Consider the following 19,122-nt stretch of genomic DNA (forward strand, 5'->3'; position numbering starts at 1 on the left):
TGATTGAGCGGACGAAGACATCCGCTAAATGACGTAGCGCTCCTGCAGCACGCTTTTCGCCAGGCTCCGGGTCGCCAACAAAACGGCTTCCACCTGTCGATCCATCGCCGCATGGGTTGAGGCGACGGTTCCCAGGTCGACGACGCGCAGCGAGTGACCGCAGACGGATCCCAGCCAGGTCAGGCCCGGCACCGTGCCGACTTCGACGTCCAGTAAAAAGCTGCTTTTGCACACGCCGCGCAGCAATTGGCGGGCATCGCACGCTTGCTCGGGGCTGGACCCGACCCGCAACCAGTCGAGCATCAATGCCCTGCATTGCTTGACGGCCAGGTAAGCCACCTGATCCCAGTCGTCGATGGCCACGTGCAGCTGGTCGATCATGTATTTGGGCAATGCGGCACTGGTCACGATGACCACCCCGGCATCCGCCGAGGGTTCCTTGATCCAGACGGCGGATTGCGATATCGCATGCATGGCGCTACTCCTGGCGATTGAACGTTGTCCCCTTTCCTGTAGGAGCCGGCTTGCCGGCGATGAGGCCCGTGGGTTTTGCATCGATCTCAAGGCCGCCATCGCCAGCAAGCCGGCTCCTACAAGGGTTTGGTGACTGACACGAAAATGTGAACAACACAATCCACAGTAGGAGACGGCTTGCCGGCGATGGGGCCCGTGAGTTCTGCATCGATTTCGAGGCCGCCATCGCCGGCAAGCCGGTTCCTACAAGGGTTCGGTGACTGACACGTAAATGTGAACAACACAATCCACTGTAGGAGCCGGCTTGCTGGCGATGGGGCCCGTGGGTTTTGCATCGATTTCAAGGCCGCCATCGCCGGCAAGCCGGCTCCTACAGGTTTGTGATCAGCCGTTACGGAACAGGAAGCTGTAGGCATTCAGCGCAGGCACCCCGCCCAAGTGTGCGTAAAGCACTTTCGAGCCTTCAGGGAACTCGCCACGGCGAACCATTTCGATCATCCCGTGCATGGATTTCCCTTCGTACACCGGGTCGGTCAGCACGCCTTCAAGTCTGCCGCACAGGCGGATGGCTTCCAGCGTGCCGTCGTTGGGCAAGCCGTATTCCGGATAGGCGAACCGTGTGTCGAGCACCACATCCTCCTCGGTGATTTCGCGCCCCAGCTCCACCAGTTCAGCGGTGTGTCGGGCGATCCGCAGGATCTGTGCCTTGGTTTTTTCCGGTTTGGCCGAAGCGTCGATACCGATGACATTCTTCGAACGGCCGTCGGCGGCAAACCCGACCACCATGCCCGCCTGGGTGCTGCCGGTCACCGAGCAAACCACGATGTAATCGAACTTGAAGCCGAGTTCTTTTTCCTGCTGGCGGACTTCCTCGGCGAAACCGACGAAGCCGAGACCGCCATACGGATGCTCGGAACAGCCCGCCGGGATCGGAAACGGTTTGCCGCCGCGCTCCACCACATCGTTCATCGCCTTTTCCCAGCTGGGGCGAATGCCGATGTCGAACCCGGCGGCGTCCAGTCGTACATCCGCGCCCATGATGCGAGACATCTCGATGTTGCCAACGCGGTCATACACGGCATCGGAGTAGTTCACCCAGTTTTCCTGGACCAGCACGCACTTCATGCCCAGGTGTGCGGCAACGGCAGCGACCTGGCGGGTCTGGTTCGACTGGATCCCGCCAATGGACACGAGGGTGTCGCAGCCCTGCTCGATGGCTTCGGGAATCAGGTATTCAAGCTTGCGCGTCTTGTTGCCACCGAAGGCCAGGCCACTGTTGCAGTCTTCACGTTTGGCATACAGCTCGACCTTGCCGCCCAGGTGTTCGCTGAGGCGTTTCAAGGGGGTGATGGGCGAAGGACCGAAGGTCAACGGATAGCGTTTGAAACGATTCAGGTTCATGACTCTGCTCCTTGATTATTGGATATCCAAGCGCCAGACCGAAAGGCAAACAGGCTGCATTCCAGGTTCTTTCAGAGGGGCTTCGATGAGTTCAATATTAAGAACAAAGCCAAAAATATGTGTTGCAAGTTTCAATGCATTAAAGAAACATAAATCACCACCTATAACTTCAAACAACTTTTTATTGCGTAGAAAGCCATATGAACGCAACAAATACTCACAAGAAAACCGGCACACCCAGCCCGGAGCCACACCCGCTGGACCGCACCGACCGCGCCATTCTCAAGGCGCTGCAACGCGACGCTTCCATCTCCAATGTGGCGCTCGCCGAGAAGGTCAAACTGAGTGCGCCGGCGTGTTTGCGCCGCGTGGAACGCCTCAAACAGGCGGGTTTGATCAAGGGCATCGTCGCGTTGCTGGACAATGACGCGCTGGATGCGGGCATGGTGGTGTTGATCGGCGTGGTGCTGGACCGCTCGACGCCGGAATCCTTCGCTGCCTTCGAAGCGGCGGCGCAAAAGGTTTCCGGCTGCATGGAATGCCATGTGGTGACGGGGGAATTCGACTACTTCATGTTGATACGAACCAAGGACAGCAACAGTTTCAACCGCCTGCACGCGGAGCAATTGTTGTACCTGCCCGGTGTGCGGCAGATTCGTTCGTTCATGGGCTTGCGCCAGGTGGTCTCGACGCCGCAGATACCTCTTTGATGGCCCGTGTCAGCCGCGCAACTTGCGCGGTGACCGGGCCCGATCCCGCTTTATTGACCCGGTTTGGCCACCGCCACGCGCCACACCTTGTTACCGACATCGTCCGCCACCAGCAGAGCACCGCTCTGATCAAGCGCTACGCCCACCGGACGCCCTTGCGCCTCGCCGTCGGCATTGAGGAAACCGGTGAGGAAGTCCACCGGCAAACCTGAAGGCTTACCGTCGCTGAACGGGATGAACACCACCTTGTAGCCGGCCTGCGGATTGCGGTTCCACGAGCCGTGTTCGCCAATGAACACGCCATTGGCGAAAGCGCTGGGCATGCCGCGCGAGTCAGAGAACGCCAGGCCCAGCGGTGCGACGTGGGTGCCCAACGCGTAATCCGGGGCGATGGCCTGGGCCACCTTGTCCGGGCGCGGCGGCTCAACCCGGGTGTCGACGTGGTTGCCGTAGTAACTCCATGGCCAGCCGTAAAACGCGCCGTCTTTTACCGACGTCAGGTAATCCGGCACCAGGTCGCTGCCGATTTCGTCGCGCTCATTGACCACGGTCCACAACTGGTTCGAACCGGGTTTCCAGGCCAGGCCGTTGGGGTTGCGCAGACCGCTGGCAAACAGACGTTTGTCTGCGCTTTTAACGTCAACTTCCCAGATGGCCGCCCGCCCTTCTTCGGCCGCCAGACCGTTTTCGCCAACGTTGCTGTTGGAGCCCACGGTGACGTAAAGCTTGGTGCCCTCAGGGTTGGCGAGCACGTTCTTGGTCCAGTGGTGATTGATACCGGCAGGCAGATCGGTGACTTTCACCGGCGTCGCGGTGATCTCGGTTTGCCCCTCGCTGTAAGGCACCTTGACCAGGGCGTCGGCGTTGGCGATGAACAGCTCGTTGCCCACCAACGCCATGCCGAAGGGTGACGTCAGTCCACTCATGAACACCGTGCGCAGTTCAGCGTGACCGTCACCGTCGGCATCGCGCAGCAAAGTGATTCGATTGGCGCTGGGCGCATCGGCGCCGACACGGCCCATCACAAAACCTATCGCGGTGCGCCGCGCCCAGGCCAGCGGACCGCTGCCACCGTCAGTGGCGCCTTCAGGCATCGGCGGGTGATTGCTTTCGGCGACCAACAGATCGCCATTGGGCAATCTGTAGATCCAGCGCGGGTGGTCGAGGTTTTCGGCCAGGGCCGTCACCGTGAAACCGGCGGGCGCTTTCGGCTTGTCGCTGCCGGCCCAGCCGATGGCCTTGGACACCTTCAACGTCGGGATCAGCGTGGTCGTGGGCTCAGGCAACTGCGGGCTCGGGCCGACACTGGCCTGCGGCGGCAGTTTGGAAGATTCACCACACGCGGTGAGCAACGCGGCAGCGGTCATCAAGAGCGCCAGTCGGCGGGAGACAGTCATGGTTCGAACCTCGCAATGGCCATCCGTGGGCCAATTCAGGAATAGGCAAAATCCCGTCGAGTATCGCGGCGCCGATTCGTTTCAAACACCGCGCCCGCCACAAATCAATTTTGCCTGAATCGCACGAATGCAAACGTCCAATGCCGGGCACTATCCCTGACAACGACGCAACCCTTGTAGGAGCCGGCTTGCCGGCGATGGGCCCCGAGAGTTTTGCATCGATTTCAAGACCGCCATCGCCAGCAAGCCGGCTCCTACAAGGGTTTGGTGGCGGGCACGAAAAAGGTGAACAACACGATCCACTGTAGGAGCCGGCTTGCCGGCGATGGGGCCCGTAGGATTTGCATCGATTTCAAGACCGTCATCGCCGGCAAACCGGCTCCTACAAGGGTTTGGTGACAGGCACGGGAAAGGTGAGCAACACGATCCACTGTAGGAGCCGGCTTGCTGGCGATGGGGTCCGTGGGTTTTGCATCGATTTCAAGGCCGCCATCGCCGGCAAGCCGGCTCCTACAAGGGTTTGGTGACAGGCACGGGAAAGGTGAACAACACGATCCACTGTAGGAGCCGGCTTGCTGGCGATGAGGCCCGTAAGGTTTGCAGCGATTTCAAGACCGCCATCGCCGGCAAGCCGGCTCCTACAAGGGTTTGGTGGCGGGCACGAAAAAGGTGAACACCACAATCCACTGTAGGAGCCGGCTTGCTGGCGATGGGGCCCGCAAGGTTTGCATCGATTTCAAGGCCGTCATCGCCAGCAGTCAGGCGGGATTCAGCAGTGCCTCGCGCAGCAGCCTGGCCGCCGGCGAGTCCGGGACGCCTTTGCGCGACACCAGTTCATAGGGTTCGCTGCGTGAGGTGATCGGCAGCGGCAGCGTGGTGGTGAAGCCGTAGCCGGAGCAGAACTTCGCTACGTCGGTCGACACCAGTGCGACGAGAGTCGGGTTTTCCTGGAGCAGCGACAGAGTGGCGAAGGCCGAGGTGGTTTCCAGCAAATGCACCGGGAAACGCAGGTCGGCCTCATGAAACTCCCGCTCCAGCAGCAGGCGCATCGGCATGTTGGCGCGATAGACGACCCAGCGGTAATCCACCAGGTCTTTCAACGACAACTGGCGGGCATAGGCGAACGGATGCTGGGTGCTGGCGATCACCGCCAGGGTTTCCTCGACGAAGGTCGAGCTCTCATACAAGTAGGGGGTGGTGCTGATGGTGGTACGGCAGATCGCCAGGTCCAGGCGCCCGGCATCGAGCTGGCTGAGCAGCGCGGCGCTGGTGTCTTCGACAATCTCGATGGACAGCTTCGGGTTGTCGGCGATCACCCGGCTGATCGCCGTGGTTAGCAGCGGCACGGCGCCCATGATGGTGCCGACCGACACGCGTCCGCCCTCGCCGCTCATGATGCCGATGATCTCTTCGCGCAGGTGCGCAAGGTCAGTCTGGATCAACCGCGCGTACCGGATGACCGAACGCCCGGCGTCGTTCGGCTCAAGCCCGCGGTTAGTGCGGGTGAACAGCGCAGTGCCGAAAGTGGTTTCAATTTCTTGCAGCGCCTTGCTCGCGCCGGGCTGGGTCAGCGCGACCTGTTTGGCCGCGCCCAGCAACGAGCCGTGCTCATCCAGGGCGATCAGCAAACGGAGCTGCTTGACGTGCAGGCGGGACATGATCGAGTTCAGTGAGGGCGTCATCAGGGTTAACTAAAAGTTATAGAGGTATCGAAAGTTGTCAGTATCGAGGCTGGCCAAGACGGCCCTATAGTCCACCCCACAGCCAGGCAATGCAATGGGTTTGACCAGAGCGCGAAAGCCCTCCTGCCCCAGACCGGTTGCAACAATAACAATCCTGTATAACTTGTGGTGAATCATGTCACTCATCAATTACGTCACCAAAATCCAGTTCGGCTACGACAGCCTGCAGCACCTGGCCGCCGAAGCCGAGCGCGCCGGCATCACCCGTCCGCTGATCGTCACCGACGTCGGCGTGCGCAATGCCGGCATCGTCGACAAAGTCATCGCCGCCCTCGGTAGTGACCGCGCACCGACAATTTTCGACGCCACCCCGCCCAATCCGAATGAGCACGCCGTGCGTGAAGCCGTGGCCCAATACCACCTCGGCGAGTGCAACGGCATCATCGCTGTCGGTGGCGGTTCATCGATCGATCTGGCCAAGGGCGTCGCGGTCTGCGCCACCCACGACGGTCCTCTGCAAAGCTTCGCGGTGATTGAAGGTGGACTGGATCGCATCACCTCGGCCACCGCGCCGCTGATTGCGGTTCCGACCACAGCCGGCACCGGTAGCGAGGTGGGTCGCGGCGCCATCCTGATCCTCGACGATGGTCGCAAGGTCGGCGTTATCTCCCCCTATGTCGTGCCGCGCGTGGCCATCTGCGATCCGGAGTTGACCCTCGGTCTGCCGCCCATGCTCACCGCCGCCACCGGCATGGACGCTATCGCGCATTGCATCGAAACGTTCATGGCCCCGGCCTTCAACCCTGCCGCAGACGGCATCGCCCTCGACGGCCTGTGGCGCGCCTGGGAACACATCGAACGAGCGACCGCCGAACCCGGTGATCGCGAAGCGCGGATGAACATGATGAGCGCGTCCATGCAAGGCGCGCTGGCCTTCCAGAAAGGACTGGGCTGCGTGCACAGCCTTTCCCACGCCTTGGGCGGCATCAATCCGAAACTGCACCACGGCACTTTGAACGCGATTTTTCTACCGGCGGTCGTGCACTTCAACGCCAACGCCCCGACCGTCCGTGACGAGCGCAAACTGGAACGACTGCGCCATGCCATGGGCCTTGAGGCCGACGCGAACATCGGCGCAGCCATCGAAGACATGACCAAACGCCTGGGCCTGCCGACCCGCCTGAGCCAGATCGGCGTCGATGAAAGCCTGTTCGCCGGCATCGTCGAGGGCGCGTTGCACGATCACAGCCACAAGACCAATCCGCGCGAAGCATCCTCGGCGGACTATCTGTCGATGCTCGAACAATCGCTGTAAGCAGCCGCTGCCCAACAACAATAAATCAGGAGGCAACCGCGTCGTCGGCAACGCCGACGGCAGCGGAACAATCATGAAGCCCACCGTCCTTATCGAACGGCAAGACGCCATTGCCATCGTCACCCTCAGTCATCCGGGAAAGATGAACGCCCTGACCCTGTCCATGTGGCAAGACCTGGGTGACGTCATGACCGAACTGTCCGCCGACCTCAGCGTGCGCTGCGTGGTGTTGCGCGGTGCGGGCGAACAGGCCTTTGCCGCCGGCGCCGATGTCGGCGAGTTTCCGAGCGTGCGCGCCAACCAGGCGCAAGCCCGACACTATGCCGAAATCACTTCAGCGGCGATGCGCGCGGTTGTCGACTGCCCGCACCCGGTGATCGCGATGATCCACGGCGTGTGCGTCGGCGGCGGTCTGGAAATTGCCGCGCTCTGCGACCTGCGCATCTGTGGCACGTCCAGCCGCTTCGGCGCGCCGGTCGGCAAGCTCGGGCTGGTCATGTCCTATGACGAAATGGCCGGGCTGGTGGCGCTGGCGGGACGCTCGACGACCCTGGAGATTCTCCTTGAAGGCCGCATTCTCGACGCCAACGACGCCTACGTGAAAAACCTCGTGACCCGCGTCGTACCGGATGCCGAAGTCGAATCCGAAACCCTCGCCACCGCCAAACGCATCACTAACGGCGCCCCGCTCGTCGCCCGCTGGCATCGCCAGGCGGCACGGCAACTGGAAGCGGGCATCGCCCCCACCGTCGAGCAGATCGACAGCAGTTACGCCTGCTACGACACCGACGATTTTCAGATCGGCCTGAACGCGTTCATCGCCAAAGCCAAACCACAATTCGAGGGTAAATAACATGGGACCGCTGACAGGAATGCGCGTGGTAGAACTGGCTCACATCATGTCCGGCCCGGTGTGCGGCATGATGCTGGCCGACATGGGCGCTGACGTGGTGAAGGTCGAGAAAGTCCCGGACGGTGATGATTCGCGTCGCTTCTCGCCGATCATGGCCAGCGGTGAATCCGCTTCGTTCATGGTGGTCAACCGCAACAAGCGCGGGATCGGCCTGAACCTGAAAACCGAGGGCGGCCGCGACGTTCTGCGCCGCCTGCTGATGGACGCCGACGTGGTCACGGAAAACTACCGCGCCGGCACCATGGAAAAATTCGGCCTCGGTTACGAAACCCTGAAAACCCTCAACCCCGGGCTGATCTACTGCGCGATTTCCGGTTACGGCCGCAGCGGGCCGTTCGGCGAAAAAGGCGGTTTCGACCTGATCGCCCAAGGCATGAGCGGCATGATGAGCATGACCGGTGAAGCCGGGCGTGAGCCGGTCAAGGCCGGTTCGCCGGTGGCCGACATCAACTCCGGCATCCTCGCCGCCCTCGGCATCTGCGCTGCGTATGCCGCGAAACAGAAAACCGGCCTTGGGCAGATGGTCGACACCTCACTGTTCGAAGCCGGCCTGCAACAAATGTACTGGCCAGCAGCGGCGTATTTCGCCGACGGCACCATCCTGCCAAAAATGGGTTCGGCCAACTCCACCAGCGCGCCGTACCAGGTGTTCCGCACGGCGGATGGCTGGATCAACATCGGCGCCGCCAACCAGGCCAACTACGAACGACTGGTCGAGGCGCTGGCCGTTCCGCAATTGAAAGCCGACCCACGTTTCGCCAGCAACGCCTTGCGCATGGAGCATCGCCTGGCGCTGGTGGAAATCCTCAACGAAGTGCTGGTCGCACGCACCACGGATGAATGGATGGTGTTGTTCGACAGCCTCGGCCTGCCTGCCGGGCCGGTCCTCGACATCGCCGCCGCGCTGGCCCACCCGCAAACCAAGGCACGCGGCATGGTCGTCGAGACCGAACACCCGACCGAAGGCCGGGTGCGCGGCATGGGCTTGCCGATTCACTTCTCCGACATGGACAACGCCGCGCCACCGACCAGCCGCCCTGCACCGCTGCTCGGCGAGCACACCCGCGAAGTGCTGAAGGAAAGCGGTTATGCGGAAAACGAAATCGACGAGTTGATTCGAACCCAGGCGGTGGTCGCACTCGCCTCCTGAACCGAACTGTGTGGGAGCGAGCCTGCTCGCGATGGACGTTAACGAAAACGCGTTTTTGGCTGGATAAACGCGGCGCCCTCAGGTCCATCGCGAGCAGGCTCGCTCCCACAAGGAGCAGCGTTCGCGTTGCTTTTTAGAACAACTACAACAAAAACAATAGGTGAACATCATGAGCCGTATCTTGACCGAGTCCGTCAGCCGCCGATCCTTTCTAGTGTCTGCCGGCGTCACCGTGGGTGGTGCTTTCGCCGCCAACCTGCTGCCTTCCAGCGTCTTCGCCGCGACCAAACCCATCGTGCTGCGCTACACCAGCAGCCTGCCCGACACCCATCCGCTGAACCAACAGATGAAGGCCGCCTCGCTAGCGATCAAGGCCGAAACCAACGGTGCAGTGGACTTGCAGGTGTACGCCAACGGCGCCATGGGCGGCGACACCGACATGCTGTCCCAGGTGCGCGCCGGGGCAATCGATTTCATTCCACTGCCGGGTGCGATTCTCTCGACGCTGGTGCCGGCCATGTCGATTGAAAGCATGCCGTTTGCGTTCAAGGACTACGACAGTGTCTGGGCCGCGCTGGACGGCAAGCTGGGCGAATACGTGCGCGCCAAGACCGAGAAGGTCGGCCTGATCCCGATGGAAAAAGTCTGGAACAACGGCTTCCGCCAGATCACCAGCTCGACGCGGCCGATCAACACGCCGCAAGACCTCGCCGGGTTCAAACTGCGCGTCTTGGTCAGCCCGCTGTGGACGTCGATGTTCAGCGCCCTGGGCGCCTCGCCGACCGGCATCAGCATCAACGAAACCTACTCGGCCTTGCAGACCAAAGTGGTCGACGGCCAGGAAAACCCGCTGGTGGTGGTCGAGTCCGCACGCTTCTATGAAGTGCAGAAATATTGCTCGATGACCGACCACATCTGGGGCGGTTTCTGGATCGTCGCCTCGGGCAAGACCTTCCCGAAACTGCCGGCGGACGTGCAGGAAATCGTCTCCCGGCAGATCAACGCCGCCGCGCTGGTTCAGCGCCAACAGGTGATCGACCTCAACTCCAGCCTGGAGCCGTCGCTGACCGCCCACGGCATCACCTTCAACAAAGTCGACCGCACACTGTTCAGGACAGACCTGCAATCGAAAGGCTTCTACACCCAATGGAAGGATAAGTACGGCCCGGAAGCCTGGAGCTTGCTTGAGCAATACGCGGGTCAACTGTCCTAAGCCGGAGACAAAGTCATGAAAAATGAACTGCCAATGACGGATGTTGCTCCCGCTGAAGGACTCAGCCCACACCAAACCACGTTTCGTCTCGGCCGCGCGCTGGACACCGGTCTGCGCTGGCTGACCGAGGGCAGCGCGGCGTTGCTGGTGGTCATCGAAGTCACGCTGCTGTTCTGCAACGTGTTCTCGCGTTATGTGCTCAACCAGCCGATTGTCTGGGGCGACGAACTGGCTTCGCTGCTGTTCCTGTGGCTGGCGATGCTCGGTTCGGTGGTGGCGATGCGACGCGGCGAGCACATGCGGCTGACCTCGTTCATCTCGCGGCTGCCCGTGGAAAAACGGGCGTTCATCGACACCCTGGGCGCGGTGATCGTCATCACCTTCATCGGGCTGCTGTTTACCCCGGCCTGGGAGTACGTCAGCGACGAGTGGATCATCACCACCGCCGCCCTCGAAATCCCCAACGCCTTTCGTGTGTCCGCCATCGCCGTCGGCCTGAGCCTGATGTTGATGACCTGCGTCGCCCGGCTGTTGACCAGCGCACGGTTGATCGACTTCTCGGTCTCGGTGGCGATGCTCGCATCCCTCGGCGCGTTGTTGTGGGTGGCCGAAGGCTCGATGTTGCTGATGGGCAACTGGAACCTGGTGATCTTCTTCATGGTCGGCGTGATGGCGATGATCGTCATCGGCGTCCCCATCATGGTCGCATTCGGCCTGGCCACGGTGGCGTACCTGTCGACCATGACCAGCACACCACTCACGCTGGTGGTGGGGCGGATGGACGAAGGCATGGCGAGCCTGATCCTGCTGGCCATCCCGCTGTTCGTGTTTTTGGGTGCGCTGATCGAAGCCATGGGCATGGCGCGGGCGATGATCCGTTTCCTGTGCTCGCTGATCGGCCATGTGCGCGGCGGTTTGTCGTATGTGCTGATCGGCGCCATTTACCTGATCTCCGGCATTTCCGGCTCGAAAGCGGCTGACATGGCCGCCATCGCTCCGGCGCTGTTTCCGGAAATGAAGAAGCGCGGCGAGGACGAAAACGAACTGGTGGCGATGCTTAACGCCTCCGGGGCGATGTCGGAAACCATTCCGCCAAGCCTGGTGCTGATCACCATCGGTTCGGTGACCGGCGTGTCGATTTCCGCACTGTTCACCGGCGGTTTCATGCCGGCGGTGGTGGGCGCGATTGCAATGGCAGCCGTCATCTGGTGGAAGAACCGCAAAGGTGAGGCCTCCACCGGCAAACGCGCCTCGGGCAAGGAAATCGGCCACTCGCTGCTGCTCGCGATCCCTGCGCTGGCCCTGCCCTTCGTGATCCGCACTGCGGTGGTCGAAGGCGTCGCCACCGCGACCGAAGTCGCCGCCATCGGCGTGGCTTACACCTTCATCGTCGGTCTGCTGTGTTACCGCTGCTTCGACTGGCGCCGCTTGTACCCGATTCTGGTCAGCACCGCGTCGTTGTCCGGCGCGATCCTGATCATCATCGGCAGCGCCACCGCCATGGCCTGGGCGCTGACCCAGTCGGGCTTTTCGCACCAGTTGGCGCAAGTGATGGCGACTGTTCCGGGGGGCGCGATGGGCTTCCTGATCATCTCCGCCGTGGCGTTCATCCTGCTCGGCAGCTTCCTGGAAGGCATCCCGGCCATCGTGCTGTTCGGCCCGCTGCTGTTCCCGATTGCCAAAGCCATGGGCATCAACGACGTGCATTACGCCATGGTCGCGATCTTCGCCATGGGCCTGGGCTTGTTCGCCCCGCCATTCGGCGTCGGTTTCTACGCCGCGTGCGCCATCGCCAAGGTCGACCCAAGTGGCGCCATGCGCCGGGTCTGGCCGTATCTCGGCGCCCTGGTCGTCGCGCTGGCGGTGCTGATCGCCGTGCCGTGGATTTCCATCGGTTTCCTGCCGTCTGCCTGAATCAACCTTTGACTGTCAGCACTCAAACACGAGGTTTTGTATGAATTTCTCCACTCTGCACCCAGGCTCCGCCACCGAGCGCCCACTGATCGTCGACAAACAACGCACCATTTCGTTTCTGGGCGAAGACTTGCGCATCTACGCCACGCCGCGCCTGGTCGACGACATTGAGCAGACTTGCCTCGATTACCTGCTGACCTTCCTCGACGAGGGTGAAAACACCGTGGGGGCGGCGGTCGATATCCGTCACGTCGGCGCCACGCTGCTGGGCATGTCGGTGAACATTGTCGCCACAGTCACTCGCATTGAAGGTCGCAGCGTCACCTTCAATGTCGAGGTGCGCGATGACGTCGAGCTGGTGGCGACAGCAGCGCATACCCGTGTGGTGGTGAACGTCGCCAAACTGCGCAGCCGCGTCCAGGCCAAAGCCGAGGCAGCGGCCGCCGGCGACGTCGAAGACGGCGTGCTCAGCCCTTCGCAATTCTCCGCGTCGCGCTGAGTCAGGGTCGCCGTCATGATCACCCTTCACGAACGCAACGGCATGCCGAACCTGGCGGCCGGGGATGCGCTGCCGGTCGTCGATGCCCATCACCATTTGTGGGACTTGGGCAACGGGCGCTATCCGTGGTTGCAGGACGAGTATCACGAGGAATTCTTCCTCGGCGACTATCACAGCCTGTGCCGTGATTTCCTGCCGGAACAGTTCCTCGCCCTGACCGAAAATCAACGCTTGGTCGGCACGGTGCACGTCGAGGCCGAGCGTGCGCGCGACGAGCAAGTCGCCGAGACACGCTGGCTGGAACAGGTGAACGCCCGTTACGGCTTCCCGAATGCCATCGTTGCCCATGCCTGGTTCGATCGCGAAGACAGTGCAGAGATTCTCGCCGCTCAAGCCGCCAGGCCGCTGGTGAAAGGCATCCGTTCAAAACCGGTGACTTCGGCATCGCCGGACGTATCGGTGGCCGGTGCCAAGGGCACCATGCAGGACCCGAATTGGCTGGAAGGCTTTTCGCGGCTGGCCGAGCACGATCTGTCGTGGGACCTGCGGGTGCCGCCGTGGCATTTGGTCGAAGCGGCGGAAGTGGCGGCGATGTTTCCGCAGATCCGCATCGCGCTCAACCACACCGGTTTCGCCTGGGACCGCAGCCCACAAGGCATGGCGCGCTGGCGCAAAGGCCTGGAAGCGTTGGCCTTGCAGCCGAACGTGCACATCAAGCTGTCGGAGTTCGGGCTTAAAGATTCGCCCTGGAATTATGACGACAACCGGATTGTGGTCCTGACCGCGCTGGAAATCTTCGGCCCCGAGCGCTGCATGTTTGCCAGCAATTTTCCGGTGGCCGGGCTGCGCGCCTCCTACGACACGATTGCCGATGGCATGGCCGCGATGCTCGCCCCCATGGGGCGTGCGGTGCAGGAAGCGGTGTTCGCCGGCAACGCCCGACGCTTTTATCGATTGGAGGAGCAGCATGGATAACCTGTCGGCCATCGACTGGCGCGCACGTTTTCTGGCCAGCGGCGACGATGCGGATTTGCCCATCGTCGACGCGCATCAACACTATTTCGATATCGAAACCCATTACTACCCATGGCTGAACGACCGCCCGTTGCGACCGTTTCGTTATGGCGACTACTCGTCGATCTGCCGCAATTTCCTGCCGGCCGACTATCACCGGCTGACCGGCCGCCATCACGTGGTGCAGACGGTCGTGATCGAGGGTGAGTGGGACCCGGCGACACCGGCCGATGAAGTGCGGTTTGTCGAATCGCTGGCGAAAACCGAGTCCACCCTGGGCGCCATGGTCGCGCAGGCCTGGCTGGATCGTGAAGACGCTTTTGATCTGCTGCGCCTGTACGGCGATCACCCATTGGTGCGCGGCATACGCCACAAACCGGCAGTGACCAGCCGTGAGGCCTGGCGCGAAGATTTTGTCGCCCCCGGTTCTATGCGCGATCCGCGCTGGCGCGAGGGATACGCACAACTGGCCGAAAACGGCCTGCACTTCGAATTGCAGGCGCCGTGGTGGCATCTGCCGGAAGCCGCCGAGCTGGCGCGGGATTTTCCCGACGTATCCATCGTGGTCAATCACACCGCACTGCCCGCCGACCGCTCCGAAGAAGGTCTGGCCGGCTGGCGTGAAAACCTCGCCCTGCTGGCACGGGAACCGAACGTCGTGCTGAAGATTTCCGGCATCTGCATTCCCGGCCAGGCGTGGCCGGTCGAGGCGAATCGCGTGGTGGTGAACGACGCGATATCGATTTTCGACGTCAGCCGCTGCGCGTTTGCCAGCAATTACCCGGTCGATGGCGTAGTGAACAGCCTCAGCGAAGTGTTCGACGGTTTCAAAACCATTGTCCGGGACCGCTCTCTCGAAGATCGGCTTGCGCTGTTTCATGACAACGCCCGACGCATCTACCGGCTCGCTTGACCCGATTTGAACAGCTCATCAGGAGTCCAACATGTTTGAAGTTTCAGGCCACAACTACATCGCCGGCACGCGCTCGGCCAACGGCACGAGCACCCTGCAAAGCCACGACGCCAGCACTGGCGAAGCACTGCCCTATCGCTTCCATCAGGCGACAACCGAGGAAGTGAATGCCGCTGCAGAAGCCGCGGCCACGGCGTACCCGACTTTCCGTAACCTGTCAGCCGCCCGCCGCGCCGGGTTCCTCGATGCCATCGCCGCAGAACTCGATGCACTGGATGACACGTTCATCGCCCTAGTGTGCCAGGAAACCGCCCTGCCCGCCGGGCGCATTCAAGGTGAACGGGCACGCACCAGCGGCCAGATGCGCCTGTTCGCCACGATGCTGCGCCGGGGTGATTTCTACGGTGCGCGCATCGACCGTGCGCTGCCGGACCGTCAGCCACTGCCGCGTCCCGACCTGCGTCAGTACCGCACTGGGCTCGGTCCGGTCGCCGTGTTCGGCGCCAGCAACTTTCCGCTGGCCTTCTCCACTGCCGGCGGCGACACCGCTTCCGCCCTCGCCGCCGGTTGCCCGGTGGTGTTCAAGGCCCACAGCGGCCACATGGCAACTGCCGATTACGTCGCCGATGCGATCACCCGTGCAGCGCGCAAAACCGGAATGCCCGCAGGCGTGTTCAACCTGCTCTACGGCAGCGTCGGCGAAGCGCTGGTCAAGCATCCGGCCATTCAGGCGGTCGGCTTCACCGGTTCGTTGCGTGGCGGTCGCGCCTTGTGTGACATGGCGGCGGCGCGCCCTCAGCCGATCCCGGTGTTCGCCGAGATGAGCAGCATCAACCCGGTGTTGCTGATGCCCGAAGCACTCAAGGCACGCGGTGAAAAAATCGCCGCCGAGCTGAGCGCTTCCGTGGTGTTGGGTGCGGGCCAGTTCTGCACCAATCCCGGTTTGGTGCTGGGCATTCGTTCGGCGGAATTCACGGCTTTCCTCGACCGGTTTACCGGATTGATGAGCGAACAACCGGCGCAAACGATGCTCAACGCCGGCGCCTTGAAAAGCTATTGCCATGGCCTCGACAACCTGCGCGCTCACCTCGGCATCACGCACCTGGCCGGCAGCGAGCAACAGGGCAATCAGGCACGGCCACAAGTGTTCAAGGCCGATGCGAGCCTGCTGATCAATGGCGATGAGTTGCTTCAGGAAGAAGTGTTCGGCCCGACCACCCTCGTCGTTGAAGTCGCCGACCACACCGAGTTGATGCAGGCATTGCACGGTTTGCGCGGGCAGTTGACCGCCACGCTGATTACCGAGGATTCGGAGCTCGATACCCTCGGCGATGTACTGGCCCTGCTGGAACAGAAAGTCGGGCGCGTGCTGTTCAACGGTTATCCCACTGGCGTGGAAGTCTGCGACGCCATGGTGCATGGCGGCCCTTACCCGGCGACGTCGGATGCACGCGGCACCTCGGTCGGAACCTTGGCGATCGATCGTTTCCTGCGGCCGGTGTGTTACCAGAATTGCCCCGACAGCCTGTTGCCGGAGGCCCTGAAAAACAGCAACCCGCTGGACATCGCCCGACTGGTTGACGGCGTCAGCAGCCGCGATGCGCTGTAAGTCACACGGCTTCAACTAACACCCACGTTTAGCGACAACTTCCGCGCCTGTTGAACTACAGGCGTCGGATTCGCTCGTCCCGAAAACCGCAACACCCACACAACAACAAAAACAGAGGAAGTCTCATGCAAGTCCAACGTCACCCGAAACAACACCTGTGCAAACTGATGCTGGCCGTGTCCGCCGCCGTGATGATCAACATTGCAGGTGCTCAATTGGCCTTTGCCGAAACCACTCCCACCGCGACGACCGCGCCGATGCAATGCCCCACTGAAGCCACACCGCGCTACACCAAAACCCCCACCGGTTACCTCATGGTCCTGCGCACGGGCGACAACGCGTTCAAGGAGCTGACCAAACTGGCCATCGCCGAGAAAATCCCCAGCGCGTCCATCACCGGTATCGGCTTCGGCAACGTCAAGTTCGGTTTCTGGAACAAGGACAAGAAGGACTTCGACGCCAAGCTCTTGAACGGTGTCGAGATGGCGAGCATCACCGGCTCGGTCGCGTGGAAAAACGATCAGCCTTCGATCCATATGCACGGCGTGGCCGGTGACGCCACGTTCCAGGCGTATGGCGGCCACATCCTCGACTTCGAAGTCACCACCGGCTCGATGGAAATCACCGTGATCGTTCACCAGCGTCGCCTTGAGCGCGGCATTGACCCATGCATCGGCGCCAACGTGCTGGGTATCTGATCCAGGCATCACGCTCCCGCCTGTCATGGCGGGAGCCACCCTCCTGAATTCAAAAACTACAAAAAAAAGGGGCGATTTACATGAGCAACAAGAACACCGTTGTAACCCTGGCGCTGGGCGCCATTGCACTGAGCACCCAGGCCCACGCCGATTTCCTGAGTGACAGCAAGGCAACCCTGGGGATGAGGAATTTCTACTTCAACAACGACAACCGCGACGGCCCGGCCGCGCCGTCGAAAACCGAGGAATGGGCGCAGGGTTTCATGCTCGACTTCAAGTCGGGTTACACCGACGGCATGGTCGGCTTTGGTGTCGATGCGCTCGGGCTGATGGGGATCACGCTGGACAGCGGCAAAGGACGCCACGTCGGCAGCAGCATGATTCCGTCGGACAGCGACAACAGCGCCGTCGATGAATGGAGCCGGCTGGGGTTGACCGGCAAGGTCAAGGTCTCGAAAACCGAGCTGCGCCTGGGCACGCTGATGCCGAAACTGCCGATCCTGGTGTCCAACGACGGGCGCCTGCTGCCACAGACATTCGACGGCGGCCAGATCACTTCCAGCGAGTTCAAGGACCTGACCCTCACAGGTGGTCGCATCGAACATGCGACGGGCCGTGGCTCAAGCGACCGGACAGGCCTGGCGGCCACCGGCGGCACCCGTGAAAGCAACGCCTTCGACTTCGCTGGCGGCGACTGGAAAATCACCAAGGACCTGACCGCCCAGTATTACTACGCCAACCTCGATAACTATTACACCCAGCAGTTTTTCGGCCTGTTGCACACGCTGGCGATCTCGGACAATCAATCGCTGAAAACCGACCTGCGCTACTTCAAGACCGATTCGTCCGGTGCCAACAGTTCGGGCACCTCAGGCTACCGAATCAGCGGCTACACCGAAGGCGCCGATGGCGAAATCGACAACCGGACCTGGAGCGCCGCACTGATCTACACCGTCGGTGCCCATGCACTCACCGCCGGTTATCAAAGCGTTTCCAGCGGAAGCAACTTCACCCAGCTCAGCCAGGGCAACCTGCCCGATAAAGGTGCCGGCGGCGCCAGCCTGTACCTGTACACCGACCGCCTGATCCAGACCTTCACCCGCGCGGGCGAACGCACGTCTTTCGGTCAGTATGCGTATGACTTTGGCGGTGTGGGTGTGCCTGGTTTGAAGGCTTCGGTCATCTACCTCAGCGGCGATAACATCAAGACCGTCACCGGCGACACCCAGAAGGAATGGGAACGGGATTTCGGCCTGGACTACACGATTCAATCCGGCGCGCTCAAAGGAGTCGGGTTTGGCTGGCGCAACGGCAAGTCCAACAGCGAAGCGAGCCGTGATCAGGATCAGAACCGTTTGATCGTGAACTACAGCATTCCGCTGCTTTAACGTGTACCGGTTCGCAGGGATGCGACCGCTTATAGTATCGAGCGAATGGTGCCGCCCTCGACGCGCATGGCCATGCCATTGAGCGCCGGTGACGCCGCCAGGTGCAGCACGCTGCAGGCCACTTCTTCAGGCTCGATCATGCGCCGGATCAACGACGTCGGTTCGGTATCGTCAAAGTAATCGTGGACCACCTGCTGCGGGGTGATGCCTTTCTCGGCAGCGATTTCGCGGTGGTAACGCTTGACCGCCTCGGTGTAGGTCGGCCCCGGCAGGATCGAGTTGACCCGCACGGCGGTGCCTTTGGTGAGTTCGGCCAACGCTCTGGAAATCCCCAGCAGGCAGGTTTTCATCGCGCCGTAATGAACCATCCATGGCTGTGGCTTGACCGCGGATTCACTGCTGATAAACACAATCGAACCGTGCCCGCGTTCGAGCATCTGCTTCATGACCAGCCGCGTCATGCGCACACCGCTCATGACATTGACGTTGAAGTAATGAAACCACTGGGCGTCGTCCGTTTCGAAAAAGTCCCGGACTTCGAAGATGCCGACATTGTTGATCAGGAAATCAATCGGCCCGGACTCAAGGGCCAAGGCCACCAGACGTTCCGCCGCGCCTTCCTGGGTCAAGTCTGCCACCAGGCCTTTGCTGCGTTCACCCAGTTCTGCGACGGCTGCGTCGACCTCTTCCGCCAGCAGCCCGCTGATGACCACGTTGGCACCTTCAAGGATGAAACGCTGGGCAATGGCCTTGCCGATCCCCGTCGCGCCGCCGGTGATCAGCGCGGTTTTTCCAGTCAGTTGATAGTCCATGAACACCCCTGGTTTGTTGT

Annotated in this window: 17 protein-coding genes; 12 read left to right on the forward strand and 5 right to left on the reverse strand. The window is 61.7% G+C overall.

Annotation, left to right across the window (positions count from 1 at the left end; all coding sequences use genetic code 11):
- Positions 1 to 24: 24 nt before the first annotated feature.
- Both IB245_RS19330 and IB245_RS19335 read right to left on the reverse strand, forming a co-directional pair.
- Positions 25 to 474: a hypothetical protein gene (locus IB245_RS19330; protein WP_008036370.1), complete on the reverse strand. Its 450-nt coding sequence runs from the start codon at positions 472 to 474 to the stop codon at positions 25 to 27.
- Between the two features lie 384 nt (positions 475 to 858).
- Positions 859 to 1,875, reverse strand: a complete 1,017-nt coding sequence (locus tag IB245_RS19335) for a 1-aminocyclopropane-1-carboxylate deaminase (protein WP_008045265.1) — start codon at positions 1,873 to 1,875, stop codon at positions 859 to 861.
- 200 nt (positions 1,876 to 2,075) lie between these two features.
- Here IB245_RS19335 and IB245_RS19340 point away from each other — a divergent pair, with 200 nt between their 5' ends.
- Positions 2,076 to 2,585: an Lrp/AsnC family transcriptional regulator gene (locus IB245_RS19340; RefSeq protein ID WP_192228374.1), complete on the forward strand. Its 510-nt coding sequence runs from the start codon at positions 2,076 to 2,078 to the stop codon at positions 2,583 to 2,585.
- A gap of 50 nt (positions 2,586 to 2,635) precedes the next feature.
- On the opposite strand, the gene IB245_RS19345 is transcribed toward IB245_RS19340, so the two are convergent.
- Entirely contained in the window at positions 2,636 to 3,982 is a 1,347-nt protein-coding gene (locus tag IB245_RS19345) for a PQQ-dependent sugar dehydrogenase (RefSeq protein WP_192228375.1), read from the reverse strand.
- A gap of 758 nt (positions 3,983 to 4,740) precedes the next feature.
- The gene (locus tag IB245_RS19350) at positions 4,741 to 5,664 is read right to left on the reverse strand and encodes a LysR family transcriptional regulator (protein WP_008033815.1); all 924 of its coding nucleotides are present in this window, start codon (positions 5,662 to 5,664) and stop codon (positions 4,741 to 4,743) included.
- Positions 5,665 to 5,839: 175 nt separating this feature from the next.
- Between IB245_RS19350 and IB245_RS19355 the strand changes: the two genes are divergently transcribed.
- From IB245_RS19355 to IB245_RS19405, 11 genes are all read left to right on the forward strand, one after another.
- Positions 5,840 to 6,979: an iron-containing alcohol dehydrogenase gene (locus IB245_RS19355; protein ID WP_008043085.1), complete on the forward strand. Its 1,140-nt coding sequence runs from the start codon at positions 5,840 to 5,842 to the stop codon at positions 6,977 to 6,979.
- A gap of 73 nt (positions 6,980 to 7,052) precedes the next feature.
- Positions 7,053 to 7,832: an enoyl-CoA hydratase-related protein gene (locus IB245_RS19360; RefSeq protein WP_192228376.1), complete on the forward strand. Its 780-nt coding sequence runs from the start codon at positions 7,053 to 7,055 to the stop codon at positions 7,830 to 7,832.
- Position 7,833: 1 nt separating this feature from the next.
- On the forward strand, positions 7,834 to 9,042 hold the full coding sequence (locus IB245_RS19365) for a CaiB/BaiF CoA transferase family protein (protein WP_008033811.1): 1,209 nt from the start codon (positions 7,834 to 7,836) through the stop codon (positions 9,040 to 9,042).
- Between the two features lie 169 nt (positions 9,043 to 9,211).
- Positions 9,212 to 10,255 (forward strand): TRAP transporter substrate-binding protein, encoded by a 1,044-nt coding sequence (locus tag IB245_RS19370; protein ID WP_008033809.1) that lies wholly within the window; start codon positions 9,212 to 9,214, stop codon positions 10,253 to 10,255.
- Positions 10,256 to 10,270: 15 nt separating this feature from the next.
- Positions 10,271 to 12,169 carry a TRAP transporter large permease subunit gene (locus IB245_RS19375; RefSeq protein ID WP_008033807.1) on the forward strand — a complete coding sequence of 633 codons (1,899 nt, stop codon included), beginning with the start codon at positions 10,271 to 10,273 and terminating at the stop codon, positions 12,167 to 12,169.
- 40 nt (positions 12,170 to 12,209) lie between these two features.
- A complete protein-coding gene (locus IB245_RS19380) occupies positions 12,210 to 12,668 on the forward strand; it encodes a thioesterase family protein (protein WP_008033805.1) in 459 nt (152 codons plus the stop codon).
- A 15-nt stretch (positions 12,669 to 12,683) separates the two neighbouring features.
- Positions 12,684 to 13,643, forward strand: a complete 960-nt coding sequence (locus IB245_RS19385; protein ID WP_192228377.1) for an amidohydrolase family protein — start codon at positions 12,684 to 12,686, stop codon at positions 13,641 to 13,643.
- Positions 13,636 to 14,595, forward strand: coding sequence for an amidohydrolase family protein (locus IB245_RS19390; protein WP_192228378.1), 960 nt, complete (start codon positions 13,636 to 13,638; stop codon positions 14,593 to 14,595). Before IB245_RS19385 ends, IB245_RS19390 begins: the two co-directional genes overlap by 8 nt.
- Positions 14,596 to 14,626: 31 nt before the next feature.
- Positions 14,627 to 16,204, forward strand: coding sequence for an aldehyde dehydrogenase (NADP(+)) (locus IB245_RS19395; protein ID WP_192228379.1), 1,578 nt, complete (start codon positions 14,627 to 14,629; stop codon positions 16,202 to 16,204).
- Between the two features lie 125 nt (positions 16,205 to 16,329).
- Positions 16,330 to 16,902 (forward strand): PPC domain-containing DNA-binding protein, encoded by a 573-nt coding sequence (locus IB245_RS19400; RefSeq protein ID WP_192228380.1) that lies wholly within the window; start codon positions 16,330 to 16,332, stop codon positions 16,900 to 16,902.
- Positions 16,903 to 16,982: 80 nt separating this feature from the next.
- Positions 16,983 to 18,290: an OprD family porin gene (locus tag IB245_RS19405; RefSeq protein ID WP_192228381.1), complete on the forward strand. Its 1,308-nt coding sequence runs from the start codon at positions 16,983 to 16,985 to the stop codon at positions 18,288 to 18,290.
- A gap of 29 nt (positions 18,291 to 18,319) precedes the next feature.
- Here IB245_RS19405 and IB245_RS19410 read toward each other — a convergent pair whose 3' ends face one another.
- Positions 18,320 to 19,102, reverse strand: coding sequence for an SDR family NAD(P)-dependent oxidoreductase (locus IB245_RS19410; RefSeq protein ID WP_008043101.1), 783 nt, complete (start codon positions 19,100 to 19,102; stop codon positions 18,320 to 18,322).
- Between the last annotated feature and the right edge of the window lie 20 nt (positions 19,103 to 19,122).

The sequence above is a fragment of the Pseudomonas sp. PDM02 genome (assembly GCF_014852285.1).
GTDB lineage: Bacteria > Pseudomonadota > Gammaproteobacteria > Pseudomonadales > Pseudomonadaceae > Aquipseudomonas > Aquipseudomonas migulae.

Coding starts and splice junctions, on each gene's coding strand:
- IB245_RS19330 (WP_008036370.1), bottom strand. CDS start 474: ATGCATGCGATATCGCAATCCGCCGTCTGGATCAAGGAACCCTCGGCG.
- IB245_RS19335 (WP_008045265.1), bottom strand. CDS start 1,875: ATGAACCTGAATCGTTTCAAACGCTATCCGTTGACCTTCGGTCCTTCG.
- IB245_RS19340 (WP_192228374.1), top strand. CDS start 2,076: ATGAACGCAACAAATACTCACAAGAAAACCGGCACACCCAGCCCGGAG.
- IB245_RS19345 (WP_192228375.1), bottom strand. CDS start 3,982: ATGACTGTCTCCCGCCGACTGGCGCTCTTGATGACCGCTGCCGCGTTG.
- IB245_RS19350 (WP_008033815.1), bottom strand. CDS start 5,664: ATGACGCCCTCACTGAACTCGATCATGTCCCGCCTGCACGTCAAGCAG.
- IB245_RS19355 (WP_008043085.1), top strand. CDS start 5,840: ATGTCACTCATCAATTACGTCACCAAAATCCAGTTCGGCTACGACAGC.
- IB245_RS19360 (WP_192228376.1), top strand. CDS start 7,053: ATGAAGCCCACCGTCCTTATCGAACGGCAAGACGCCATTGCCATCGTC.
- IB245_RS19365 (WP_008033811.1), top strand. CDS start 7,834: ATGGGACCGCTGACAGGAATGCGCGTGGTAGAACTGGCTCACATCATG.
- IB245_RS19370 (WP_008033809.1), top strand. CDS start 9,212: ATGAGCCGTATCTTGACCGAGTCCGTCAGCCGCCGATCCTTTCTAGTG.
- IB245_RS19375 (WP_008033807.1), top strand. CDS start 10,271: ATGAAAAATGAACTGCCAATGACGGATGTTGCTCCCGCTGAAGGACTC.
- IB245_RS19380 (WP_008033805.1), top strand. CDS start 12,210: ATGAATTTCTCCACTCTGCACCCAGGCTCCGCCACCGAGCGCCCACTG.
- IB245_RS19385 (WP_192228377.1), top strand. CDS start 12,684: ATGATCACCCTTCACGAACGCAACGGCATGCCGAACCTGGCGGCCGGG.
- IB245_RS19390 (WP_192228378.1), top strand. CDS start 13,636: ATGGATAACCTGTCGGCCATCGACTGGCGCGCACGTTTTCTGGCCAGC.
- IB245_RS19395 (WP_192228379.1), top strand. CDS start 14,627: ATGTTTGAAGTTTCAGGCCACAACTACATCGCCGGCACGCGCTCGGCC.
- IB245_RS19400 (WP_192228380.1), top strand. CDS start 16,330: ATGCAAGTCCAACGTCACCCGAAACAACACCTGTGCAAACTGATGCTG.
- IB245_RS19405 (WP_192228381.1), top strand. CDS start 16,983: ATGAGCAACAAGAACACCGTTGTAACCCTGGCGCTGGGCGCCATTGCA.
- IB245_RS19410 (WP_008043101.1), bottom strand. CDS start 19,102: ATGGACTATCAACTGACTGGAAAAACCGCGCTGATCACCGGCGGCGCG.